Genomic DNA, 22628 nt, shown 5'->3' with positions numbered 1-22628 from the left:
GCGCTCAGCGGACCGGCCGCCGGCGCCGGAGCATGAGGAGGAGGATCGACCCGTCGGTCGCTCCGACGTCGGCCAGCGACGCGTGCTCGTCGACCACCGCACCGTGCAGCTTCACCACGAAGTCGTCGTGGTACGGCGCGTCGGACCACAGCACCTCGAGCGCGCGCAGCTTCAGCGTGAGCACCGGCTCGGTCGGCGGCGCGGTCATGCGCACCGTGTCCCATGCGTCCGACAGCTGCACGCGCACCGTCCATCGCTCCGGCGCGTCGGCCGCGCCGACCTCGATGACGCCCGGCTGCGCGCGGAGCTGCGCGGTGAACGGCGCACGTTCCGCGCTCACTTGGTCGCCCCCGTCGACGGCGGCGCCTTCTTCTCCGGCGCCGGGCCCGCGTCGTCGTCCCACTCGCCGCCCTCGTCGTCCGGACCGCTCGTCGCGTCCTCCGTCGGGAACGGCGGCAGCGTCGCGAAGAAGCGCGCGAGCTGCTGGTCGAACAGGTACGTGGAGCCGGTGACCTGCGTCCCCTCCGCGTCCGTCGCGACGCCGATGAGGATCTCCTCGCCGCCCTGACCGCGGAGACTCACGAACGTCGGTCCCTCCTTCTCCGGGAAGGCGGCGTAGATCGTGTTGCGACGCGCGAAGAAATGCTTCGCGGCGGCGAGCACCTCCGCCGGCGCGAGCGTGGTGCGCGTGTGCTGCAGCGTGCGGCGCTGTTGGTTCGACATGCCTGCGGGACGGACGGTGAACGTGCGATGACGAGCGCGGTCAGCGGGCGCCGGCGGCCCTCGTTAGGCGGAACGCCGGCACGCCGTGCGCCGGCGTCGGCATCGCGAGCCGCGGGTCGGCCGGCGCGACGTACTCGAGCGGCACCTCCACCGTGAACGTCGAGCCCACCCCCACCTCCGATTGCAGCTCGATGTCGCCGCCGAGCAGCCGCGCGAGGCGCCGCGCGAGGGCCAGGCCGAGTCCGGAGCCGCCGTAGCGGCGTGCCGCCGAGCCGTCGACCTGGCGAAACTCGTCGAACACCATCTGCTGCGCGTCCGGCGGGATGCCGATGCCCGTATCCTGCACGCGGTACGTCACGCGACCGTCGTTCACCTCCACCGACACGCGCACCTCGCCCGACGCGGTGAACTTGAACGCGTTCGTCAGTAAGCTAACGAGGACCTTCACCATTTTCTTGCGGTCGGTCCGCGCGGCACGCAGCACCGTCGTCGGCTCGTCCACGCGCAGCGCCACCGCCGGCGGCCGGTTCGTGACGCGCGACAGCGCCTCGTGCAGCGGCGCGCGCGGATCGAACTCCTCCGCCTGCACGTCGAGCCCCCCGCGCTTCAGCGTCGTCAGCTCCAGCAGGTTGTCGATCAGCTCGAGCAGTCTCTCGCTCGCCACCTGCACGTGCGTGAGATCGCGTCGCTGCGCCGTCGTGAGCGGACCGGAGAGATCGTCGAGCAGTAGGCTGACGTAGCCCATCACCGCCGACAGCGGCGTGCGCAGCTCGTGGCTCACGTTCGCCAGGAACTCGTCCTTCACCCGGCGCGCCTCGAGCACCGCGACGTACTGCCGCTCCAGCTCCGCGTTGCTCTCCACGAGCGCCGCGTTCGCGCGCCGCAGCTCGTCGATCAGCGCCGCCTTCTCCGCCGCGTCCGCGAGCTGGTCGGCCACCACGCGCAGCAGGTTGCGCTGCGCGTCGGTGAGCTGGCTCGGATCCGCGAAGTAGAACGTCACCGCGCCGAGCACCGGCCGCGCACCGGGCACCGCGCCGCCGGGCACGAGCGGCAGCGCGACCATCGACCGGATCCCGAGCTCGCGCGATACCTCCTGCCAGTCCGCGTCCGCGTCCTCCGCGAACACGTCGGGCACCTCGATCACGCGCCGCTCGGCCGCCGCCTCGCCGCTCGGGCCCGCGCCGAGCCGCACGCGCGCGTCGCCCAGCCAGCGCACGAATCGCTCCGGCCAGTCGTGCGCCGCCGCGAGCCGCATGAGCTCCGAGCCCGGCTCCACGACATAGACCGACGCGAACGCGGCGCCGAGCAGCGGGCACACGCGGGCGAGCGCGAAGCGGTACAGCTCCTCCGGGCGGTCGGCCGCGTGGAGCGCGCGCGCGATCTCGCGAACGACGCCGAGCTCGCGCAGCACGTGCCCGATGGGCGACGAGGCGACGGGGGGGATGGGAGACGTCACACGCTGTAATCTCGGCGGCTGCCGGCGATTACGACAGATGAGCCTCCCGGATCGTCCCGGGCCGCCCTAGCGGCGCCGGGGCCGCTTCGGCGAGAGCGCGCGCACCTCCAGCCGGTGGATCAGCACCTCCGGCGGGGCCGCCACGATGTGCGCCACCGACTCGGCCACGTCCTCCGGCAGGAGGTTCCAGTCCTTCGCCTGGCCCGAGCCGAAGTGCGTCGCCACGGAGCCCGGCATCACCACCGACACGCGCACGCCGGCGTCGCGCACCTCGAGCATGAGCGATTCGGTGAACGCCATCACCGCCCACTTCGTCGCCGCGTAGCAGCTCCCACCCACGAACGCGGAGCGCCCCGCGATCGATCCGATGTTGACGACGTCCCCGCGCCCGCGCTCCACCATGCCCGGGAGCACGGCGCGCGTGACGTGGTACAGCGCGTTGAGGTTCACGTCGACCATCCTGCGCCATTCCTCGGGCGCGAGCTCGAGGAACGGCTTCAGCGCCCCGACGCCGGCGTTGTTCACCAGCACGTCGACCGCCTGGCCGCCGAGCGTCCGCGCCACCGCGTCGCCGTCGGTGACGTCGAGCGCGATCGGCCGACAGCGTCCGCCGCGCGCATCGATCTCCGACGCGAGCGTGTCCAGCTCCGTCGTCGAGCGCGCGACGGCGAGGATCTCGTGACTGTTCGCGAGGCGCAGCGCGATCGCGCGGCCGATGCCGCGGCTCGCGCCGGTCACGAGGGCAGTGGGAAGGGAAGCGGTCATCGGGGGGTGTCGTCGGGCGTACGGAGGCGTCGCGAGGCCTTCAGAGTAACAGCGTTCCCCGCCCCATCAGGAGGTCCGCCACGAGCTGCAGCGCGAGCAGCGCCGCGAGCAGCGCCCACGGGACCGGGCCGCGCGGATCGCGGAGCGAGCGGCGCCACAGCCACCAACCATACGTCACGACCGCCGCCTCGAGCACGAGGTCGCGCCCGGGGAACGCGTACCACATCTCGCCCACCCACGGACCGCCCGGCCACGTCGGCTTGATCCCCGTGAGATAGTCGGCCGGCCAGTGCGACGCGTAGGCCACGGCGGCGAGCAGCGCCGGGGCGCCGGCGCCGCGTCGGCGCGTGATCATCGTCGCGAGCAGTGCGGCGACCGCGGCGCCCGCGGCCACGAGCGGCAGCGAGTGCGGGCTCAGCCCGCCGTCGCCATATCCGACACGCAGGACGCCGCGCACCACGTCGCCCCAGTCGCACCCCTGCGCCGCGAACACCAGGAGCCAGAGCGGCGGCGCCCGACGGTGGGCGCCTAACGCGAGCGCCAGGCCGACGTGTCCGACGTACACGTCAGCGCCGCCGCTGCCACCTGTCGGCGGCGATCGCGGCGAGCGCCGGCAGCAACAGCGCCGCCACGAGCGCGAGGTGGGTGAACCGCTCGATCAGCTCTTCCTTCATGCGAGCACCGCCTCCACCGAGCGTACGACCGGCGCGAACGACAGCGGGATGCCCGCGACGCGCAGCGCCAGCTCGTCGCCGCGCTCCCGCTGTCCCTCGCCCCACAGCTCCGTCACCACGAACGGCCCCGCGCGCGGGTTCCGCCACCAGTCCTCGTCGAACCGCTCGCGCAGCGTGCCGGTGAGCGCCGCCTGCAGCTGCCACGCGCGCAGGTAGCGCGCGGCGTAGAACCGCGGGTCGACGTCCACCAGCGCGTCGGCCTCGCGATACCGCACGCCGGTCGCCGCGCCTAACGTCGTCACGTACAGGTCGGCGAGCGCGTCCCACGAGAGGCCGCCCTCGTAGAGCGCGAGCTCGTAGCGCAGCTTCGCCGCGTAGCGCCGCAGGAAGTGCAGCTCCTCGAACGCCATGGCCCGGCGGAACTCGGCGGTGCGGGCGCGGCCGAGGTCCGTGTAGCGCAGCAGCCACCCGGGGTCGTGCAGCAGGTGGTCGAACAGCATCGCGTACCCTTCCGTCACCGTCGCGTCCCCCGCCCAACGGAACTCGAACGGCAGGTCGGCGCGCGTGTACGCGAAGTGGAGTGTGTGCCCCAGCTCGTGGAGCAGGGTGCGCCAGTCGCCGGCGCCGCCCTGCGGCCGCAGCACGAGATACACCTCGTCGGGCACGCGCACCGGCGCACAGAAGGCGCGCGCGCGCTTCCCCGGGCGCTCGCCCACGTCGAGGATCGCGCGCCCGCCCGCGCTCGGGTCGACGCCCATCGCGTCCACCTGCGTACGCACGGTGGCGACCATCGCGCCGCCCGGGAAGAACGGGTCGAACTCCGGCGCGCGGAACAGCGCCAGCACGTCGGCGCGCGTGAGCTCCGCGGCCGGCACGCCGAGCCGCCGGCGCGCGAACGTGGGCAGCACGTCGTCCCACATCGCCGCCGTATCGCGTAGCAGCGCGTCGCAGTCGGCGGCGAGCGCGCGCACGTCGATGCCCGTCAGGCGCACGAACGCGTCCACGTACGCGCCGAGGCCTAACGACTCCGTGGCATCGCGCTCGCGCGCGATCCGCTCACGGCGGAGCGGCGCGAGGTCGCGCGCGACGAGCGTCGCGCGCGCCTCGTCGAGCGCGAGGCGCTCGGCCCGGTCGGTGGCGTTCGCGATCGCCTGCGCGACGCCGGAGTACTCCACGCGCCGCCCGTCGGGCGTCGTCACCACCGCGGCGTGCTCCCACGCGATCTCCCGCTCGTCGATCGACGCGAGCGCACGCCCCGTCTGCGCCTCCACCTCCCACTCGGCCAGCAGCCGGGCCGAGCGCGCCGCGTCGTCGTGCGGGGTCGTGGTGCTCGCCTCGGATTCGGCGAACGCGCCGAGCGCGACCTCGAGCGCGGCGGGGCTCACGGCGTCGGCGTGGCGCGCGTAGATCGGCGCGAGGTCGGCGCCGGACGCGAGCCCGGCGTGCGCGCGGTGCAGCGCGCGTGCGACGTCCACGGTGAGCGCCTCGCCGGCGCGGCGGAGGTCGTCCAGCGAGGCTACGGACATGGTGGGCGGCCGCGGCGTTCGGGCATCGGACCGGATGCTCGCCAGCGAGCGGCCGCCCGTCAACTCCGCGTCAGGCGCGGTACACCGGGAGGCCGTCGACCGTCACCTGCCGGATCGACGAGTGCTGGGCCGGGATCTCCTCGAACCCGTTCGCCAGCCAGCGCAGCCCGCGCACGCGCTGCGACAGCACATTGTCGTACTCGCGCTTCACGATCGCGTGGAACTCGGTGCACGCCTTCGACTCGCCGAAGCACGCGACGAGGTCGCGCCGAGCTCCGGGTACGCGCTCGCCTCCCCGCCCGCGCGGCTCGCCTGCACGCTGCCCGTGGCGCGGTCCGCCTGCGTCCGCCGCGACTGTCGCTACCGCTGCTCCCGAGCCGACGTTCCCCGACTGGTGCCGGCGCTCACGCCGGCGCCGTCGCCTCCAGCCGCGCGCCGATCACCTCGCGCACGCGGTCCATCGCGATGCGGTCCTGCTGCAGCGTGTCGCGGTCGCGCACGGTGACGGTGCCATCCTCCGCGGTCTGCCCGTCGATCGTGAGGCAGAACGGCGTGCCCACCTCGTCCTGCCGGCGATAGCGCCGGCCGATCGCGCCGGAGTCGTCGTAGAACACCGGGAAGTGGCGGCGCAGGTCGTCGGCGAGGCGGTGCGCGGTCTCCGGCATGCCGTCCTTCTTCACGAGCGGGAACACGCCGGCCTTGATCGGCGCGATCGCCGGCAGCAGCCCGAGCACCACGCGCCCCTCCTGCTCGCCCGGCACCTCCTCCTCGCGGTACGCGTTGACGAGCGTGGCGAGCGTCACGCGGTCCGCGCCGACCGACGTCTCGATGACGTACGGCACGAAGCGCCGGTTCGTCGGCTGGTCGAAGTACTCGAGCTTCTTGCCGGAGTACTCCTGGTGGCGCGTCAGGTCGAAGTCGCCGCGATGGTGCACGCCTTCAATCTCCTGGAAGCCGAGCGTGCCGCCGAAGTCGAACTGGATGTCGAACGCGGCGCGCGCGTAGTGCGCGAGCTCCTCGGCCGTGTGCTGGTGGAAGTGCAGCCTCGCGTCGGCGAGGCCCAACGCGTGGTGCCACCGCATGCGCTCCGCCTTCCAGTACTCGAACCACTGCATGTGGTCCCCGTCCGGATCGACGAAGAACTGCATCTCCATCTGCTCGAACTCGCGCGTGCGGAAGATGAAGTTCCCCGGCGTGATCTCGTTGCGGAACGCCTTGCCGATCTGCGCGATGCCGAACGGGATCTTCTGACGCGTCGACTCCAGCACGAGCTTGTAGTCGACGTAGATCCCCTGCGCGGTCTCCGGGCGCAGGTAGACGACGCTGGCCGAGTCCTCGAGCGCCCCCATGAACGTCTTGAACATGAGGTTGAACTGGCGCGGCTCGGTGAGCTGACACTGCTCGGCCTCGCCGGGGCGCTTGCTCGGCTTCTGCAGGCAGCGCGCGTCCTCGAGCTTGTCGGCGCGGAAGCGGCCGCGGCACGTCTTGCAGTCGACGAGCGGGTCGACGAAGCCGGCGACGTGGCCGGAGGCCTCCCACACGCGCGGGTGCATGAGGATCGCGGCGTCGAGGCCCTCGATGTCGTCGCGCATGCGGACCATGGCGTGCCACCAGCGGTCCTTCACGTTCTTCTTCAGCTCCACGCCTAACGGGCCGTAGTCCCAGACCGAGCCCGTGCCGCCGTAGATCTCGGAGGACTGGAAGATGAAGCCGCGTCGCTTGCACAGCGACACGAGCTTGTCCATGACGTCGGGCTGGGTACTGGCGGGCGGCATGACGGTCTCGGGCAGGGTTCGCGTGAACCGGGAAAGGTAGTCGGCCCGCGGCGTCGGCGGAGGCGGCGCGGGGCGGCCCGGGCCCAGAGCACAGATTCGTGCAGAAATCGCACGATTGCGATGACATCCTGTCGATCGAACCCGTCTAATTCGACGTTGTGTATTTGTACAATTGCGAAATTTACACGAAAGTATTGACACTGCGACGAGAACGGCTATTCATCCCCAGCGAGTCGATCCGGGATCGGTCGCCACGTGCGCGCTCCGGCGCGCCGTCGACGCGTTAGGCACCTGCGCCGCGGTACGTTAGGCCGCGCGCCACCCTCGCCAGGGAGGATCCATGCCGCCCATCGCCAGCCTCGAGGCCCCACGTGCGCCCACGCACCGCCTCGCGGTCGCCCTGCCCCTCGCCGCGCTGCTCCTCGCCGGCTGTGCGGCCGCCGCGTACCACACGCCGCTCACCGGCGCCGATCGGCCCGGCTACACGTTCGGCACCGCGACGGTCCCCGCCGGCGGCCTGCAGGCGGAGCTCGGCTACACCGACACGCGATTGGGATCGCTGACGTACCAGTCGCTCGGCGAGGGACTGCTCCGCGTGGGCGTCGGACCGAGCACCGAGCTGCGCGTGTTCGGCAACTCGTACGCGCTGCGCAGCGACGGCGGGCTGCACGACGACGGCATGGAGGACGCGAAGATCGGGATCAAGCACCGGCTCTGGGCGGGCCGCGCGTCGTCCGGCATCGGCGGCGCCTCGCTCGCCCTGCTCCCCGGCATCTCGGTGCCGATCGGGAGCGCGGGCTTCGGCGCGAAGGCCTGGCAGCCCGAGCTCCTCGTCGCCGGCGCGCTGCCGCTCTCGCCGCGGCTGTCACTCGTGTCGAACGTCGGCGACGCCTACGTGAAGCTGGGCGACGAGCGCGCCCACAAGCTGTTAGGCACCCTCGCCGGCTGGTACACGCTGTCGGCCAAGCTGAGCGCGTTCGCCGAGTACGGCGGCAGCCGACTGGCCGACGACGCGAAGAGCCACATGCAGTACGTCGACGCCGGCATCGCCGTCGTCCCGCTCCCCGCCGTGCAGCTCGACGTGCGCGTCGGCCACGGCATCAACGGCGTCGCGAACGACAACTACGTGGGGCTCGGGATCTCGCGACGCTGGTGACCGGAGAGGGCAGGAGGGCAGGAGGGCAGGAGGGCACGAGAGGCGAAAGCTCGTGCCCTCCTGCCCTCCTGCCCTAGCTGTCCGGATCCGCGCTCACCAGCACCTCGCCCACGCGGCCGCTTCCCGTGAGATGCGCGACGATGCGGTCGCCGTGGAAGCGGCCGTTCTCGATGAAGACCTGGTTCGCGTCGTACCCGGCGACGAGCACGCCGACCATGTAGACGCCGCGCACGTTCGTCTCGAACGTGGCGGGGTCGTGCGCGGGAATCCCCGTCGCCGGGTCGATGCGCACGCCCGTCGACGCGAGCAGGCTCGTGTCGGGCGCGAAGCCGGTGAGCAGGTACACGTGATCGGCCGGCAGCTCCTGCGCGCCGTCGGCGCTCTGGACGATCACGCTCTCCGGGCGGATCTCCGCGACGCGCGAGTTCCAGCACGCGGCGATGCTGCCCTCGTGGATGCGGTTCGTGATGTCGGGGAGCACCCACGGCTTGATGCGCTTGTCCCACGACGGCCCGAAGTGCACCACCGTGACGCGCGCACCCGTGCGGTACAGGTCGAGCGCCGCTTCCGCCGCCGAGTTGCCGCCGCCGACGACCACGACGTCCTGCTCGAACGCCTCGTGCGCCTCGTGGTACGTGTGCGTGACGTGCGGCAGATCCTCGCCCGGCACGCCGATGCGGTTCGGCGTGCCGAAGTAGCCCGTCGCGACGATCACCGCGCGGCAGCGCGTGGTGCGCTCCGTGCCCGAGCGCTTGCGGCTCCGCACCACGAGCTGCGGCGCCTTCCCCTCGATGGCCAGCGCCGTCTCGTACTGCCGTACCGGGATGGCGAAGTGCCTGACGACGCCGCGGTAGTAGGCGAGCGCTTCCTTCCGCGTCGGCTTCGTCTCCGCGAGGATGAACGGCAGCCCGCCGATGGAGAGCTTCTCCGCCGTCGAGAAGAACGTCGCGTACGTCGGGTAGTGCGTGATGGTGCTGCACACCGGCCCCTTGTCGAGCACCGCGACCGACATCCCTGCCCGCATCGCGCTGATCGCCGCCGCCAGCCCGCACGGTCCGGCCCCCACCACCACGACGTCGACGAAGTCCATCACGCCGCCCCGGTCATCGCATCCACACCGATGATCTGGTCGCGCCGCGTGCCGACGCTCACGAACTGGATCGGCGCCTCGACGAGCGCCTCGATGCGGTCGAGGTAGCGGCGCGCCTCCGTCGGCAGATCCTCGAGCCGGCGGGCGTCGGCCGTCGAGCGGCGCCACCCGTCGAACCACTCGTAGACCGGCGCCGCACGCTCCAGCGCGTCGACGTCGCCCGGGAACTCGGTGTACAGCCGGCCGTCCACCTCGTAGCCGGTGCACAGCGCGATGCGGTCGAGCGTGTCGAGCACGTCGAGCTTCGTGACGGCGAGGCCCGTTAGGCCGTTCACGCGCGTCGCGAAGCGCACCACCACCGCGTCGAACCACCCGCACCGCCGTGCGCGTCCGGTCGTCGCGCCGAACTCGTTCCCGAGCCGCCGCACCTCCTCGGCCAGCGTGCCCTCGAGCTCCGTCGGCAGCGGGCCGTTGCCGACGCGCGTCGTGTACGCCTTCACCACGCCGAGCACCGCGTCGATCTCCGTGGGCGCGATGCCGACGCCGATCGCCGCGCCGCCGCTCGTCGTGGAGCTCGACGTCACGTACGGGTACGTGCCGTGGTCGATGTCGAGCAGCGAGCCCTGTGCGCCCTCCAGCAGCACGGCGGCGTCGCCCTTGATCGCGCGGTGGATCGAGAGCCCGACGTCTTCGGCCAGCGGCAGCAGTCGCGGCGCGAGGCGCTCGAGCAGCGCCACCGTCTCGTCGACGTCGGCGCGGCGCTCGGAGCCGAAGCGCGCGAGCTGTCCGTTCGCGTGCGCGGCGCCTGCTTCCACGAGCTCGCGCACGCGCGACGGGTGCCGCAGGTCGAGCACGCGCACGCCGCGCCGCGCGATCTTGTCCTCGTACGCGGGACCGATGCCGCGCCCCGTCGTGCCGATCGCCTTGCTCGCGGCACTCTCCGCGTCCACGAGCTTGTGGTACGGCAGCACGAGGTGCGCGCGCTCGCTGACGTACAACCGCCCCTCCACGTCGACGCCGTCCTGCACCAGCTCGTCGATCTCGTGGAACAGCGTGTCGGGGTCGAGCACCACGCCGTTGCCGATCGCGCATCGCACGCCCGGGTGCAGGATGCCGCTCGGGATCTGGTGCAGCACGAACGACGTCTCGCCGATGTGCACCGTGTGGCCGGCGTTGGCGCCGCCCTGGTAGCGCACGACCCAGTCGGCTCGCTCGGCCAGCACGTCGACGAGCTTGCCCTTCCCCTCGTCGCCCCACTGCGCGCCGACGACGACCAGTGTGCGCGTCTTCGAATCGAACATCGTGACCCTCGGGCCCAGTAGCGACGCCCCTCGTGGGCGTCGAGCAGCCCAGGCACCCGGGCACGAAAAACGCCCCGGGCGGCGGGGCGTTGACAGAATCTACGCCGCCGGACGGCCGGTCGGAAGCGCTACGCCGCCTCCTCCGCCGGGACCGGTGCGTCGTCCGCGGCCGGGAGCGAGACCGAGAACACCGACCCCTCGTCCGGCGCGCTCGACACGCTCACGCGCGCGTCCAGCCGGTCGGCGAGCTTGCGCACGATGGAGAGACCGAGCCCCGTGCCGCCGTACTCGCGAGTGCGCGACTGGTCGAGCTGCCGGAAGTCGTCCCAGATCGCGCCGAGGTCCTCCGTGCGGATGCCGATGCCCGTGTCCGCGACGTCCACGCGCACGCGGTCGGCCTCGCGCCTCGCGCGCACGACGATGCTGCCGTTCGCGGTGAACTTCAGCGCGTTCGACAGCAGGTTGCCGAGCACCTGGCGGAACTTCTCCGGATCCGTGCGCACGACGAGCGGCTCGCCCGGGATCTCGAGCCGGAACTCGAGCCCCTTGCCGCGCGCCAGCGTCTCGGTCTGCATCGTCGCGTCCCGCAGCAGCGGGCCGATCGCCACGCGCTCCAGGCTCACCGCGATCTTCCCCGCCTCGATGCGCGCGAGGTCGAGGATGTCGTTGATGAGGGCGAGCAGGTGCTCCGCCGACGTGTGGATGCGCCGCAGCCCGTCCTCCTGCTTCGGCGTGAGGTCGCCGTACACGTGGTCGCGCAGCAGCGCGGTGTAGCCGATCAGCGCGTTGATCGGTGTGCGCAGCTCGTGCGACACGCTCGCCAGGAACTCGCTCTTCAGCCGATTCGCGCGCTCCAGCTCCTCCGACTGCCACTGCAGCTGCGCGTTCTGCTCGGCGAGATCGGCGGTCGCAGCCCGCACGCGGGCCTCGAGCACGGCGCTGAACCGCTTCAGCTCCTCGTACAGCCGCTCGTTCTCGACGTGCGTGGTGAGGTCGTGCAGCACCGAGACGACGACCGGCGGCTCGCCCTCCGGATCCAGCACCGTGCCGGCGACCACCTCGACGGGCAGCGGGTTTCCCGTCGCCGGCTGCACGAGCGTTAGGCGCGCGCGCGACGTGGCGCCGGCGTCGGGGAGCGCGCGCACGAACGCCGTGAACGCCTGCAGGTTCGCGTCGCGTCGCACGCGCGACTCCTCGTCGTCCCCTTCGGCGGAGGCCCCGGCGAGGAGGAGCTTCTGCGCCTGCTGGTTGCACTCCACGACGTGCCCCGCGTCGTCGGTCACGATGATCGGATCGGCGACGTAGTCGAGGATGCGGTTCAGCCGGTCGCGCTCGCGCGTCGCCTCGCGCTCCGCGGAGCGCGCGCGCTGCACCTGGCGCTGGAGCTGCGCGTCGGCGCCGCGCAGCGCCGTGACGTCGCGCAGCACGAGCAACCGCGCGCCGTTGCGGTCCGGCGCACCGTGCAGCGCGTGGTCGCACAGCTCGAACCGGAGCTCGGCGCCGTTCTCCGGATCGCGCAACGACAGCTCGCGTGCATCGTGCGTCGCGTCCTGGGCCACCGCGGCGCCTAACGCGGCGTTGTTCGCGGCCACGACGCGGCGCCGCTCCTCGGCCGCCGCCTCGTCGATGGGCTCCGTGACGGCGTCGCGCGGCGGCGACGCGTCGAGCAGGCGCGCCGCGCGGCGGTTCTGCACCAGCACGGGCGTCTCGGCCCATGGCCCCGGCGGCGCGAGCACCACCGGATCGGGGAGCGAGTCGATGAGCTGCGCCAGCAGATCGTGCTGCCGATCGAGACGTTCGGCCGTCTCGCGGTACTGCTCCACGGCGAGCCCGCGCGACACGATCGGCCCGGCGAGCGTCGCCGCGGGCAGCAACGCTTCCACCACCTCGCGCGCGTCGCTCGCGTCGGCCAGCTCCAGCGCGGCGACGCCGAGTGGCGCGAGTCCCACGCGCCCGCGCCGTTCCCCGTGCGACGGCATGACCGGACGCCAACCCGTGCTCGCGCGCTCCATCGCGATCTCGACGGGCAGCGGCGGCGACGACCAGCTGAGCCGCGGCTGCGGCAGCGGCACCGCCAGCCACGCGCCGCGCCCGAGCGCCGACGGCTCGGCCGCTTCGTCGCCGGCCATCGGCAACAGGGAGAGCGCCGCGGCGAACAGTGGCTGCGTGGCCGCGTCGTCGCGCACGACGCGAGCGGGCACGCCCTGGGCGTCGTCGCGTCGCGGCGTCGCAGCGAGGAGGCGCAGCGCGCCCTCACCCTCCTCGAGCACGTAGAGCAGCACGCGGCGTACACCGGTCTCCGCGGCGAACGTGTCCGTTAGGCACTGCGCCGCCGCCTGGGCCCCCGGCGCGGCCGCGAGCTCGGCGAGGAACGCCTCCAGCCGGTCGCCGCGCAGCGCGGTGTCGGAGCCGCTCGTCGATGATTCAGCCATCTCGACGGTCGGAGGGGTCGCGCATCGCGTCTCGCATCGGTGAATGCGGGCAACGGCGCTCCGCGACGAGGTCCGCGGGCCGCGCGCCCGGCGTCGTGACCTTAGCCCGCGACGCAGGAGAGGTCAAGCGCTTGGCACTCCACGAGATGCGCGGCGCCTCACGCCCGCGCCGCGAGTCTTCGCACGAGCGCGGCCGCCTCCACGACGCCGATGCCGCGCAGCTCGTCGACCGCGTCGCGCGACGTGTGTATGCGCGACAGCGAACGCACCGTGGCCTTGCTCACCGTGAGCGCGGCGAAGCCGGCGTCGGCGAGCGCGATCGCATCCACGAGCACTCCGGGCGGCAGACGGCGACGTCGCACGTGCGCCTCGTCGTCGAGCGCGCGCTCCAGCGACACCGGCAGCGCCGACGCGCGCATGACGCGCAGCGCACCCTCGTCGTCGACGCTGTCGACGTTGAGCGCGACCGGACGCGTGGGCGCGGAGGACGACACGATGCGCGCGCCTTCCGCCGGTGCGCGCCCCCACGCGCGCGCACCGGCGAGACCGACCTCCTCGGCGCTCGTGACGAGCACGCCGATCCGCTCCGGGAGCGGCGGCCCGAGCGACGGCGCCTCCACGGCGAGCAGCACGGTCGCGACGCCCGACGCGTTGTCGAGCGCGCCCGGCGATGCCGCGCCGATCACACTGCCGATCACCGGCAGCGCCGCGAGCACGCCGACGATCGCGAGCGGCGTCCACGCCGCGTCGGACGCGGCGCCGAGCAGCTGCGCCACCGCGAGCATGACGGCGAGCGCCCACGCGACGAGCGAGCCGCCCACGCCCGCGACGCGCGCCGCCATCGGCACCGGCTGCGACTTCGCGTCGACGTGCGCGACGAGCCACAGGGTCGGTGCGTTCGTGCCGCGCGTCGCGACGAGGTTCACCGCGCGCCGTCGCGCGATGGGCAACCGCGCCACGCCGTCGCCGAGTGCGCGCGGCGCCACGAGCACGAGCAGCGCCCCGAGTGTGACGAGCGTCACGAGCGCGAGCCCCGCGTGCCCGCGCGTACCCGCGCGCGCCGCCCCCACCAGCGTGACCCCGGCCAACGCGCCCGCCGTCGGCATCCCCCACCGACCCGGCGCCGACGAGTACGAGAACGGCACCTCGCGCACGTCGAACCCCGCGGCGCGCAGCACGTTCGCGCAGTGCTCCCGCGCTCGCGCCTCGGCGGCGCTTCCCGCCGGACGCGGCACGCGTGCGATCGCCTCGAGGTGTCGCCGCGCCGCCTCGGGCAACGAGTCCGCGGTGCTCGGCTCGTTAGGCGTAGGCGCCCGCCGCGCGCGCCTCCGGCACGTCGCACTCGGCGAGCACCGCCGCGGTGCGGGCGCGCTCCGCGTCGTCGAGCGGCAGCAGCGGCGAACGCGGCACCCCGCCGTCGAGCCCCACGAGGTCCATCGCCGCCTTCAGCCCCGGCGGTCCCTGCTCGGCGACGATCGTCTTCGCGAGCGGCGTGAGGCGCGCCTGCACCGCGCGCGCGGCTGCGTCGTCGCCCGCACGCATCGCGCGCTCCAGCTCCATCACGAGCGGCGCCGCGAACAGCGCCACGGCGACGATCGCGCCGCTCGCGCCCATCTCCAGCGCGTCGCGGGTCGTCTGGCCGTTGCCGGTGAGCACGCGGAAGCCGTCGCCCTGCGCGCGCAGGTACTCGGCGAGCACCGGCAGGTTGCCCGCGCTGTCCTTCATGCCGATCACGTTCGGATGCTCGGCCAGCGTCGCGACGAGCGACGGCGCCAGCACGAGGTGCGCATACGCCGGCACGTTGTAGAGCAGCACCGGCAGCGGGCTCTCGTCGGCCACGCGGCGGAAGTGCGCCTCGAGCGCGGCGTCGCTCATGCGGCGCTGGTAGTAGTGCGGCGCCACGACGAGCACCGCGTCGGCCCCCGCGCGCGCCGCGTCGTGCGCGCGCCTAACGGTGATGCGCGTCGACTCGCCGCCCACGCCGGCGACGACCCACCGGTCGTCGGGCACCGCCTCGCGCGCCCACGCCACCAGCTGCGCGCGCTCTCCCTCGTCGAGCAGCGCGGACTCGCCGCTCGACCCGGCGACGACGACCCCCGACACGCCGAGGTCGACGTAGTAGCGCACGTGGCGCGCGTAGCGCTCGGGCGCCAGCTCGCCCGTGGTCGCGTCGAACGGGGAGACGAGCGGCACCATCATGCCGCCTAACGTGCGGGGCATCTCGATCCTCGCGGGTGGGAGTGCGCTGCGTAGCTGCGTTGGGCGTGGCTGCGTGCTGCGTGCCCGCGTAAGTCGCGGTGACGCAGCCACGCAGCCACGCAGCCACGCAGCAGTCCGTCACCCGTTCAAGAAGTCGAACCCGCTGCCGCCTTGCAACCCCGCCCCGGCCGTCGCGGCCTCCGGCGCCGGGATCGCGGGTGCGGCCACGCCGCGCTCGAGCACCTTGAACTTCAGCGCGAAGTCCGACGGGCGTGTCGCCGCGCCGAGCGCCACCTCGTAGGTGATGTCGCCCGCGCGCACGAGATCCGCGAGGTGCTGGTCGAACGTCTGCATGCCGTACTGCGTCCGCCCTTCCTCGATGAAGTCGCGGATCTCGCCCACGCGCCCCTCGGAGATGAGATCGCGGATCGCCGCCGTCACGAGCATCACCTCGGCGGCCACCACGCGCCCCTGCCCCGACGCGCGCGGCAGCAGGCGCTGCGACACCACCGCGTGCAGCGACTCCGCGAGACGCAGCCGCACGACCTGCTGCTCCTCGGGCGGGAACATCGCCATCACGCGGAGGATCGTGCTCTGCGCGTCCGGCGTGTGCAGCGTCGACACGAGCAGGTGGCCCGTCTCGGCCGCCTTCATCGCCGTGTCCACCGTCTCCGCGTCGCGCATCTCGCCGATGAGGATGACGTCCGGATCCTGACGCAGCGCGGCGCGCAGCCCCGAGCGGAAGCTCTCCGTGTCGACGCCGATCTCGCGCTGCGTCACGGAACTCTTCGCGTCCGCGTGCAGGAACTCGATCGGGTTCTCGAGCGTCACGATGTGCTTCTCGGTCCGCTCGTTGATGTGGCGGATCATCGCCGCCATCGTGCTCGACTTACCGGACCCGGTGACGCCGGTCACGAGCACCATCCCGCGCTCGGCCCCCGCGATCCCGGCGAGCGCCGGCGGCAGCCGCAGCGACTCGAGCGACGGCACATCGAACGGGATGAGGCGCATCACGATCGACAGCACGCCGCGCTGCCGCATGATGTTCACGCGGAAGCGGCCGAGCCCCGCCGCGGTCCACGAGCAGTCGTGGTCCGTGAGGTCGTCGATGCGTGCCCGGTCGGCCTCCGTCGGGAGCAGCCCGAGCGCGATCGACCGCGTCTGCTCGTGCGTGAGCACCTGCCGCGTGAGCGGCACGAGGCGGCCGTCGATGCGGGCGCGGAACGCGTCGCCCGCCTTGATGTGGAGGTCGGAGGCGCCCCGCTCGACGGCGGCGCGGAGGATCTTTTCCATGGGAGCTCCGTTGCGTCGGAGCTCACCGCTCCGACTCAGTAGCCGGCCGACGCGTCGACCAGGTTCAGCAGCCGCTCGCCCCGCCGATAGCGCCCCCAATTCTCGAGGAAGAGCGCCAGCATGCGGTCCCAGAATCGTGCAGGCGACACCGCCGAGACGTGCGGCGTCGCGAGCACGTTCGGCAGCCTCCAGAGCGGGCTGGCGGCGGGGAGCGGCTCCTGGGTGTAGACGTCGAGCACCGCGCCGCGCAACCGCCCGGCGGCGAGCGCCTCGGCCAGCGCCGTCTCGTCGACGAGCGTGCCGCGCGCCACGTTGACGACGATCGCCCCCGGCTGGAGCAACCCCAGCCGTCGCCCGTCCAGCACCCGCTCGGTGCTCGCCGTGGCCGGCGCCGAGAGCACGACCACGTCGGCCCGGCGCAGCTCGTCGTCCAGCGCCTCGTCCCCCACCACGCGCTCGAACCCGGCCGGGGCGCCGAGCTCCGGCCGCCGGCGCACCCCCACGCAGCACGCGCCGAGCGCCGCGAACCGCCGGGCGACCGCCTGGCCGATCCCTCCGGCGCCGAAGATGAGCACCCGGCAGTCGGCCACCTCGCGGGGCCGTACGTCGACCGCGCCGGCGGCCGGGTTCACCCACGGCTCGCGCACCCACTGCGCCTCGCGTTGCTGGGCGACGGCGACGTCGAACCCGCGCAGGAAGTGGATCACACCGCCGAGCACGAGGTCCGCCATCGGCGCCGCGTGGATCCCCGCCGCGTTCGTGAGCAGGATCCCCTGTTCCGGGAGGCCGAGGCCGAGGAGGCTCTTCACCCCCGCCGCGGCGCTCTGCACCCACCGCAGCTGCTGCGCCGCCGCGAGCAGCGGTGCCGACATCCCGAATCCGAAGTAGACCTCCGCGTCGGCTATCGCGTCGACGACCTCGGGGCTCGGCGCGGGATTCCCGTCCCCATCGCTGATCGTCTCCGCTTCCACGAGGTGGAGCGCCCACCCCTCGGGCACCGCCGCGCGGAGCCTCGCCTCGGCCTCCGGAGTCAGCGTCCAGGCCGGCGCCCGCGCCCGGACGTCGGCGACCACGAGACGGGATTCGGGACTCGGGACTCGGGACTCGGGACTCGACTCCTTCCCGAGTCCCGAGTCCCGAGTCCCGAGTCCCGAGCTCACTGCATCTCCAGGTCGCGCACGTCCTCCGGCGCGGTCTGCGGCGACGCGTCGCCGTACTGGACGGAGCGCGCCTCCTCCTCGAGGTGGGCGATCGTCGCCTCGTCGCGCTCGGTGGGCGTGTCGAACGTGCGGAAGACCGAGCTCCCGCAGCGCGGGCACTTCAGCCCCGCCGGCACGCCGCGCTCGAAGAACTGCTCCGCGCCGCACGTCAGGCACACCATCGTGGTGACCGACGCGATGGTGGGCTTCGCCATCTCGCGCCGCAGCGCGTCGCCGCGCGCTTCCTGCGCCGGCTCAGGCTGCCGCGCGCTGTCGTTGTCCTGTTTCCGGGCCATGTCGTGCTCTCGCCGTGGTTGAGTCGGGGAACCGGGGTGCAAGAGCCATGCGCCGCGCGGCCGCCTCAGCCGCCGCCGACGCGCACCGGCACCGAGCTCGTGAGAGTCTGTCCTTGCACCCTGATCGTCGCGTTCAGCTGCGCCGTGCCGGGGCCCTTCGCGCGCACCCGCGCGGGGTCGTTCAGCCCGACGATCGAGTCCACCGTCACCACGCCCGTGTTGCTGCTCCCCCAGCGCACCGTTCCCTCGGCCGTCGAGTTCACGGTGATGATCGAGCTGTCCCCCTGCACGAGCACGAGGCTCGTCGGGTTGATCGAGAGCCGGAGCCCCCCGTCCGTCGCGGCCGGGTCCGACGACGACGAGCACGCCGAGGCGAGCGCCGCCGCGGCGACGAGGGCGAGCGCTCCACGTCTCATCCGAGCATCCCCATCGCTTCCTTCACCTCGCGCATCGTCTGCCCCGCGATCTCGCGGCACCGCTCGGCGCCCGTCGCGAGAATCTCCGTCACGCGCTCCGGCGCGTCGCGCAGCTCGCTCGCGCGCCGCCGGATCGGCACGAGCTCCGTCTCCATGTGCTCGAACAGCACCTTCTTGCACTCGATGCAGCCCCACCCCGCCGTGCTGCACTTCACGGCGACCTCCTCGACCACCGGCGGCGGGCTGAACGCCTTGTGCAGGTGGTAGATGTTGCACACCTCCGGCGTGCCCGGGTCGGTCTTCCGCACGCGCGCCGGGTCGGTGACGGCGGGACGCAGCTTCGCCCACACGCTGTCGGAGTCCTCGAGCAGTCCGACGGTGTTGCCCATCGACTTCGACATCTTCGCCTGGCCGTCGAGCCCCATGATGCGCCGCGTCGGCGTGAGCAGCGCCTTCGGTTCCGGGAAGTACGGCGCTCCTTCCGGTGAGAACCGCGTGTTCCACTTCCGCGCGATCTCCCGCGAGAGCTCCAGGTGCTGCACCTGGTCCTCGCCGACGGGCACGGCGTCGGCCTTGTACAGCAGGATGTCCGCGGCCTGCAGCACCGGGTAGTTCAGGATGCCCGCGAGCACGCTCTCCTGACGCGACGCTTTGTCCTTGTACTGCGTCTGCCGCTCGAGCTCTCCCACGGGCGTGATCGTGTTGAAGATCCACGCCAGCTCGGTATGTTCCGGCACCGCGCTCTGCACGTACAGCGTGGCGTGCGCGGGGTCGATGCCGGCGGCGAGCAGCGAGACGGCCATGTCGTACGTCCGCTTGCGCAGCGACTGCGGCTCGTAGATGCCGGTGAGGGCGTGATAGTCGACGATGCAGAAGATCGCGCCGGGGTGCTGGGTCTGGAGCTGCACCCAGTTCTTCACCGCACCGAGATAGTTCCCGATGTGCAGTTCCCCCGACGGCTGGATGCCGCTGAAGATCCGTGTCATTCGCGCAAGGTAGAAACGCCCCCGAGGAGCATCAAGGCGACTCCTCCGGCACGGTCGCGCCGACGGCGCTGCTGCCGCACATGCGCGACGCGGCGGAGCGCGCGGCGGAGTTCATTCGTCGCCACGTCACCGGCGTCGGCGAGCTGACGTGGGAGCACAAGGGTCCGGCCGACTTCGTGAGCCTCGTCGACCGCGGGGCCGAGGAGACGATTCGCGAGCGGCTGCTCGGCGCGTTCCCGAACGCGGTGTTCCTCGGTGAGGAGACGTACGACCCTGCGGCCTCGCTCGGCGCCGACCTCGCGTTCGTCGTCGATCCGCTCGACGGGACGACGAACTTCCTGCACGGTTTTCCGTGGTACGCGGTGTCCATCGCGGCGACGCACGCCGGCGAGCCGGTCGCGGGCGTCGTGCTGAACGTCCCGACCGGCGAGGAGTTCTCGGCCGCCGCCGGCGGCGGCGCGTGGCGCGAGGTCGACGGCCGGCGCGAGCACATTCGCGTCTCGGCGAACGACGCCCCCGCGCGCGCGCTCGTCGGCACCGGCTTCCCGTTCAAGGGGATCGACCGCATCGACGAGTACCTGCGGCAGTTCGCGGCGATCACGCGCCAGGCCGCGGGCATCCGCCGTCCCGGCGCCGCGGCGCTCGACCTGTGCGACGTGGCGTGCGGGCGCTTCGATGCGTTCTGGGAGCTCACGCTCGCGCCGTGGGACATCGCCGCGGGCATCGTCATCATTCGAGAGGCCGGCGGCATCGTCACCGACCTCGCCGGCGCGCCCCCGCGCGTGGCGCACACGGGCCTCGTCGCCGGCGGCCCGGCGATGCACGCGTGGCTGATGGACACGCTGCGGAACGCCTAACGGCCGCTGCGTGGCTGCGTGGCTGCGTGAGACCGACGCGCCCACGCAGCCGCGCAGCCACGCAGCCACGCAGCCACGCAGCACGTCACCCTTCGGTCTCGGTTCATGAAACTCGTCGAGTGCGTCCCGAACTTCAGTGAGGGGCGCCGCCCCGAGGTCGTCGCCGCCATCCGCGACGCCATCGCCGCCGTCGACGGCGTCACGATCCTCGATGTCTCGTCCGACGCGTCCCACAACCGCACCGTCGTCACGTTCGTCGTCACCGCGGAGTCGGCCGTCGCCGCGGCGTACGCGGGGATCGCGAAGGCCGCGGAGCTGATCGACCTCACGACGCACCAGGGCGAGCACCCACGCCTCGGCGCCACCGACGTCGTGCCGTTCGTGCCGCTCGAGGCGTGGGGCAGCACCATGCAGGACTGCGTCGCCCTCGCGCGCGAGCTCGGCGAGCGCGTCGCGCGCGAGCTGTCGATCCCCGTGTACCTGTACGAGCGCGCCGCGACGCGTCCGGACCGCGAGAACCTCGCCGACGTCCGTCGCGGCGAGTTCGAGGGGCTGCGCGCCGAGATCGAGACGAACGCGTCGCGTGTGCCCGACTTCGGCGCGCCACGCGTGCATCGAACGGCCGGCGCCACCGTCATCGGCGCGCGTCCGTTCCTCGTCGCGTACAACGTATACCTCGGCCCCGCGACGAACCTGCAGGTCGCGAAGGACGTCGCGAAAGCGGTGCGCGGCTCGTCGGGTGGGCTGCGCTACGTGAAGGCGTTAGGCCTCGAGGTCGACGGGCAGGCGCAGGTGTCGATGAACCTCGTCGACACCGAGCGTACGCCGATGTACCGCGCATACGAGATGGTGCGGAGCGAGGCCGCGGCGCACGGCGTGGCGCCGACGTGGAGCGAGCTGGTGGGACTCGTGCCGGAGCGTGCGCTGCTCGAGGCGGGCGCGCGTCACGTGCAGCTGCGCGGCTTCGGGCCGTCGATGCTGCTCGAGCACAAGGTGCGCGAGGCCGTGCAGGGCGGCACGTCGCTCAGCGGGTTCGTCGCGTCCGTCGCGTCGGCCACCCCCACGCCCGGTGGCGGCTCCGTCGCCGCGCACGCCGGCGCCCTCGCCGCGGCGCTCGCCCAGATGGTCGCCGGCCTCACGGTGGGCAAGAAGAAGTACGCCGCGGTCGACGACGAGATGAAGGAGACCGCGCTGCGCGCCGCGTCGTTAGGCAACCGCCTCGCCGCGCTCGTCGCCGAGGACGCGACGGCGTACGAGCGCGTCAGCGTGGCGTACAAGCTCCCGAAGGACTCCGACGAGCAGTCCGCCGCGCGCGCCGCCGCCGTCGCCGATGCGCTGCTGGGCGCCGCGCGCGTGCCGCTCGAGACCGCGCGTGCCGCCACCGACGTCGCGGAGCTCGCCGCCGCCGTGGCCGAGCGGGGGAACACGAACGCCGTGACCGACGCCGGCGTCGCCGCGCTGCTCGCCGAGGCCGCGTGCCGGGGCGCCGTCTACAACGTCCGCGTCAACGTCGCCGCGCTCGACGACAAGACGCCCGCCGAGCCGCTCGTCACCGAAGCGGCCGCGCTGTTAGGCCGCGCGCAGCGCGCCAGCCAGGTCGCCCAGGCCGCCGTCGAGCGCGCGCTCTGAAAAAGGGCAGGAGGGCAGGAGGGCAGGAGGGCAAGAGAGCTCATGACTCTCCTGCCCTCCTGCCCTCCTGCCCTCCTGCCCTCGCCGTTAGGCGGACAGCGCGGTCAGCACCCGCGGCCCGTCTTCCGTCACGGCGACCGTGTGCTCGAAGTGGGCCGAGCGCTTGCCGTCGATGGTCACGACGGTCCACTTGTCGCCGAGCGTGCGCGTCCCCGGCAGCCCCGCGTTCACCATCGGCTCGATGGCGATCGTGAGCCCGGGGGCGAGCTTGGTCCCGCGCTTCGGCTTGCCGTAGTTCGGCACCTGCGGGTCCTCGTGCGGCCCGACGCCCACGCCGTGGCCCACGAGCTCGCGCACCACGCTGAACCCCGCGCGCTCGACGATCGTCTGCACGGCGAAGCCGATGTCGCCCACGTGGTTGCCGAGCCGCGCCGCGTCGATGCCGGCGGCGAGCGCCTCGCGCGTCACGTCGAGCAGCCGCTGGTGCTCCGGCGCGATCGCGCCGACCGCCACGGTCTCCGCCGCGTCGGTGTAGAAGCCCTCGAACTTCACGCCGACGTCGAGCGACACGATGTCGCCCTCCTCGAGCACCCGCTTGCGCGACGGGATCCCGTGCACGATCTCGTGGTTCACCGACGTGCAGACGCTCCCGGGAAAGCCGTACAGTCCCTTGAACGCCGGCACCGCGCCCGCATGCGAGCGGATGAACTCCTCGCCGATCTTGTCGAGCTCCCCCGTGGAGACGCCCGGGCGCACCTCGCCGCGCAGCAGCGCGAGCGTCGCGGCGAGAATCTTCCCGCCGCGCGCCATCGCGTCGATCTCGCGCGCGCTCTTCAACTGGATCACCGGCACGGG

22 protein-coding genes are annotated in these 22628 nt (G+C 73.0%); 3 read left to right on the top strand and 19 right to left on the bottom strand.

Annotated elements, in window-relative coordinates; all coding sequences use genetic code 11:
- Window positions 1-4: 4 nt before the first annotated feature.
- The 8 genes from J421_RS14110 to J421_RS14080 form a co-directional block, all read right to left on the bottom strand.
- Entirely contained in the window at window positions 5-340 is a 336-nt protein-coding gene (locus J421_RS14110; protein WP_025411825.1) for a hypothetical protein, read from the bottom strand.
- Window positions 337-723 carry a hypothetical protein gene (locus J421_RS14105; RefSeq protein WP_025411824.1) on the bottom strand — a complete coding sequence of 129 codons (387 nt, stop codon included), beginning with the start codon at window positions 721-723 and terminating at the stop codon, window positions 337-339. Before J421_RS14105 ends, J421_RS14110 begins: the two co-directional genes overlap by 4 nt.
- 40 nt (window positions 724-763) lie before the next feature.
- The gene (locus J421_RS14100) at window positions 764-2179 is read right to left on the bottom strand and encodes a GAF domain-containing sensor histidine kinase (protein WP_104022617.1); all 1416 of its coding nucleotides are present in this window, start codon (window positions 2177-2179) and stop codon (window positions 764-766) included.
- Window positions 2180-2245: 66 nt separating this feature from the next.
- Complete coding sequence (locus J421_RS14095) at window positions 2246-2944, bottom strand: SDR family oxidoreductase (protein ID WP_104022616.1); 699 nt, start codon at window positions 2942-2944, stop codon at window positions 2246-2248.
- Between the two features lie 40 nt (window positions 2945-2984).
- Window positions 2985-3509 carry a hypothetical protein gene (locus J421_RS14090; protein ID WP_025411821.1) on the bottom strand — a complete coding sequence of 175 codons (525 nt, stop codon included), beginning with the start codon at window positions 3507-3509 and terminating at the stop codon, window positions 2985-2987.
- A 105-nt stretch (window positions 3510-3614) separates the two neighbouring features.
- Window positions 3615-5144: a serine/threonine-protein kinase gene (locus J421_RS14085; protein WP_025411820.1), complete on the bottom strand. Its 1530-nt coding sequence runs from the start codon at window positions 5142-5144 to the stop codon at window positions 3615-3617.
- Between the two features lie 70 nt (window positions 5145-5214).
- Window positions 5215-5355, bottom strand: coding sequence for a hypothetical protein (locus J421_RS32795; RefSeq protein ID WP_158508794.1), 141 nt, complete (start codon window positions 5353-5355; stop codon window positions 5215-5217).
- A 193-nt stretch (window positions 5356-5548) separates the two neighbouring features.
- Window positions 5549-6919 (bottom strand): glycine--tRNA ligase, encoded by a 1371-nt coding sequence (locus tag J421_RS14080; RefSeq protein WP_025411819.1) that lies wholly within the window; start codon window positions 6917-6919, stop codon window positions 5549-5551.
- Window positions 6920-7259: 340 nt separating this feature from the next.
- Here J421_RS14080 and J421_RS14075 point away from each other — a divergent pair, with 340 nt between their 5' ends.
- Window positions 7260-8075: a transporter gene (locus tag J421_RS14075; RefSeq protein WP_025411818.1), complete on the top strand. Its 816-nt coding sequence runs from the start codon at window positions 7260-7262 to the stop codon at window positions 8073-8075.
- A 73-nt stretch (window positions 8076-8148) separates the two neighbouring features.
- On the opposite strand, the gene J421_RS14070 is transcribed toward J421_RS14075, so the two are convergent.
- The 10 genes from J421_RS14070 to trpS all read right to left on the bottom strand — a co-directional run bounded on the left by J421_RS14070 (window position 8149) and on the right by trpS (window position 19287).
- Entirely contained in the window at window positions 8149-9165 is a 1017-nt protein-coding gene (locus J421_RS14070; protein ID WP_025411817.1) for a YpdA family putative bacillithiol disulfide reductase, read from the bottom strand.
- A complete protein-coding gene (locus J421_RS14065; protein WP_025411816.1) occupies window positions 9165-10466 on the bottom strand; it encodes an adenylosuccinate synthase in 1302 nt (433 codons plus the stop codon). The genes J421_RS14070 and J421_RS14065 overlap by 1 nt, the downstream gene beginning before the upstream one ends.
- Before the next feature lie 128 nt (window positions 10467-10594).
- Window positions 10595-12898, bottom strand: a complete 2304-nt coding sequence (locus J421_RS14060) for a sensor histidine kinase (protein ID WP_025411815.1) — start codon at window positions 12896-12898, stop codon at window positions 10595-10597.
- Window positions 12899-13056: 158 nt separating this feature from the next.
- The gene (locus J421_RS14055; RefSeq protein WP_148306316.1) at window positions 13057-14133 is read right to left on the bottom strand and encodes a M28 family peptidase; all 1077 of its coding nucleotides are present in this window, start codon (window positions 14131-14133) and stop codon (window positions 13057-13059) included.
- A gap of 64 nt (window positions 14134-14197) precedes the next feature.
- On the bottom strand, window positions 14198-15118 hold the full coding sequence (locus tag J421_RS14050; RefSeq protein ID WP_025411813.1) for a dihydrodipicolinate synthase family protein: 921 nt from the start codon (window positions 15116-15118) through the stop codon (window positions 14198-14200).
- 117 nt (window positions 15119-15235) lie between these two features.
- Complete coding sequence (locus tag J421_RS14045; RefSeq protein ID WP_025411812.1) at window positions 15236-16390, bottom strand: type IV pilus twitching motility protein PilT; 1155 nt, start codon at window positions 16388-16390, stop codon at window positions 15236-15238.
- 35 nt (window positions 16391-16425) lie between these two features.
- On the bottom strand, window positions 16426-17550 hold the full coding sequence (locus J421_RS14040; RefSeq protein WP_148306315.1) for a D-2-hydroxyacid dehydrogenase: 1125 nt from the start codon (window positions 17548-17550) through the stop codon (window positions 16426-16428).
- Window positions 17547-17885 carry a hypothetical protein gene (locus tag J421_RS14035; RefSeq protein ID WP_025411810.1) on the bottom strand — a complete coding sequence of 113 codons (339 nt, stop codon included), beginning with the start codon at window positions 17883-17885 and terminating at the stop codon, window positions 17547-17549. Before J421_RS14035 ends, J421_RS14040 begins: the two co-directional genes overlap by 4 nt.
- A 65-nt stretch (window positions 17886-17950) precedes the next feature.
- Window positions 17951-18301: a hypothetical protein gene (locus J421_RS14030; protein ID WP_025411809.1), complete on the bottom strand. Its 351-nt coding sequence runs from the start codon at window positions 18299-18301 to the stop codon at window positions 17951-17953.
- On the bottom strand, window positions 18298-19287 hold the full coding sequence (gene trpS, locus J421_RS14025; RefSeq protein ID WP_025411808.1) for a tryptophan--tRNA ligase: 990 nt from the start codon (window positions 19285-19287) through the stop codon (window positions 18298-18300). The genes J421_RS14030 and trpS overlap by 4 nt, the downstream gene beginning before the upstream one ends.
- Here trpS and J421_RS14020 point away from each other — a divergent pair.
- On the top strand, window positions 19281-20144 hold the full coding sequence (locus tag J421_RS14020) for an inositol monophosphatase family protein (protein ID WP_148306314.1): 864 nt from the start codon (window positions 19281-19283) through the stop codon (window positions 20142-20144). The genes trpS and J421_RS14020 overlap by 7 nt on opposite strands.
- Window positions 20145-20249: 105 nt before the next feature.
- Window positions 20250-21773: a glutamate formimidoyltransferase gene (ftcD, locus tag J421_RS14015; RefSeq protein ID WP_025411807.1), complete on the top strand. Its 1524-nt coding sequence runs from the start codon at window positions 20250-20252 to the stop codon at window positions 21771-21773.
- Window positions 21774-21860: 87 nt separating this feature from the next.
- Here the strand turns inward: ftcD and map are convergent, their stop codons facing one another.
- Window positions 21861-22619, bottom strand: coding sequence for a type I methionyl aminopeptidase (gene map / locus J421_RS14010; RefSeq protein WP_025411806.1), 759 nt, complete (start codon window positions 22617-22619; stop codon window positions 21861-21863).
- Between the last annotated feature and the right edge of the window lie 9 nt (window positions 22620-22628).

It is taken from the genome of Gemmatirosa kalamazoonensis (genome assembly GCF_000522985.1).
GTDB classification, from domain to species: Bacteria; Gemmatimonadota; Gemmatimonadetes; order Gemmatimonadales; family Gemmatimonadaceae; genus Gemmatirosa; species Gemmatirosa kalamazoonensis.
The sequence above is the reverse complement of the archived record's forward strand: the minus strand, read 5'-3'. Positions and strand labels throughout refer to the sequence as shown.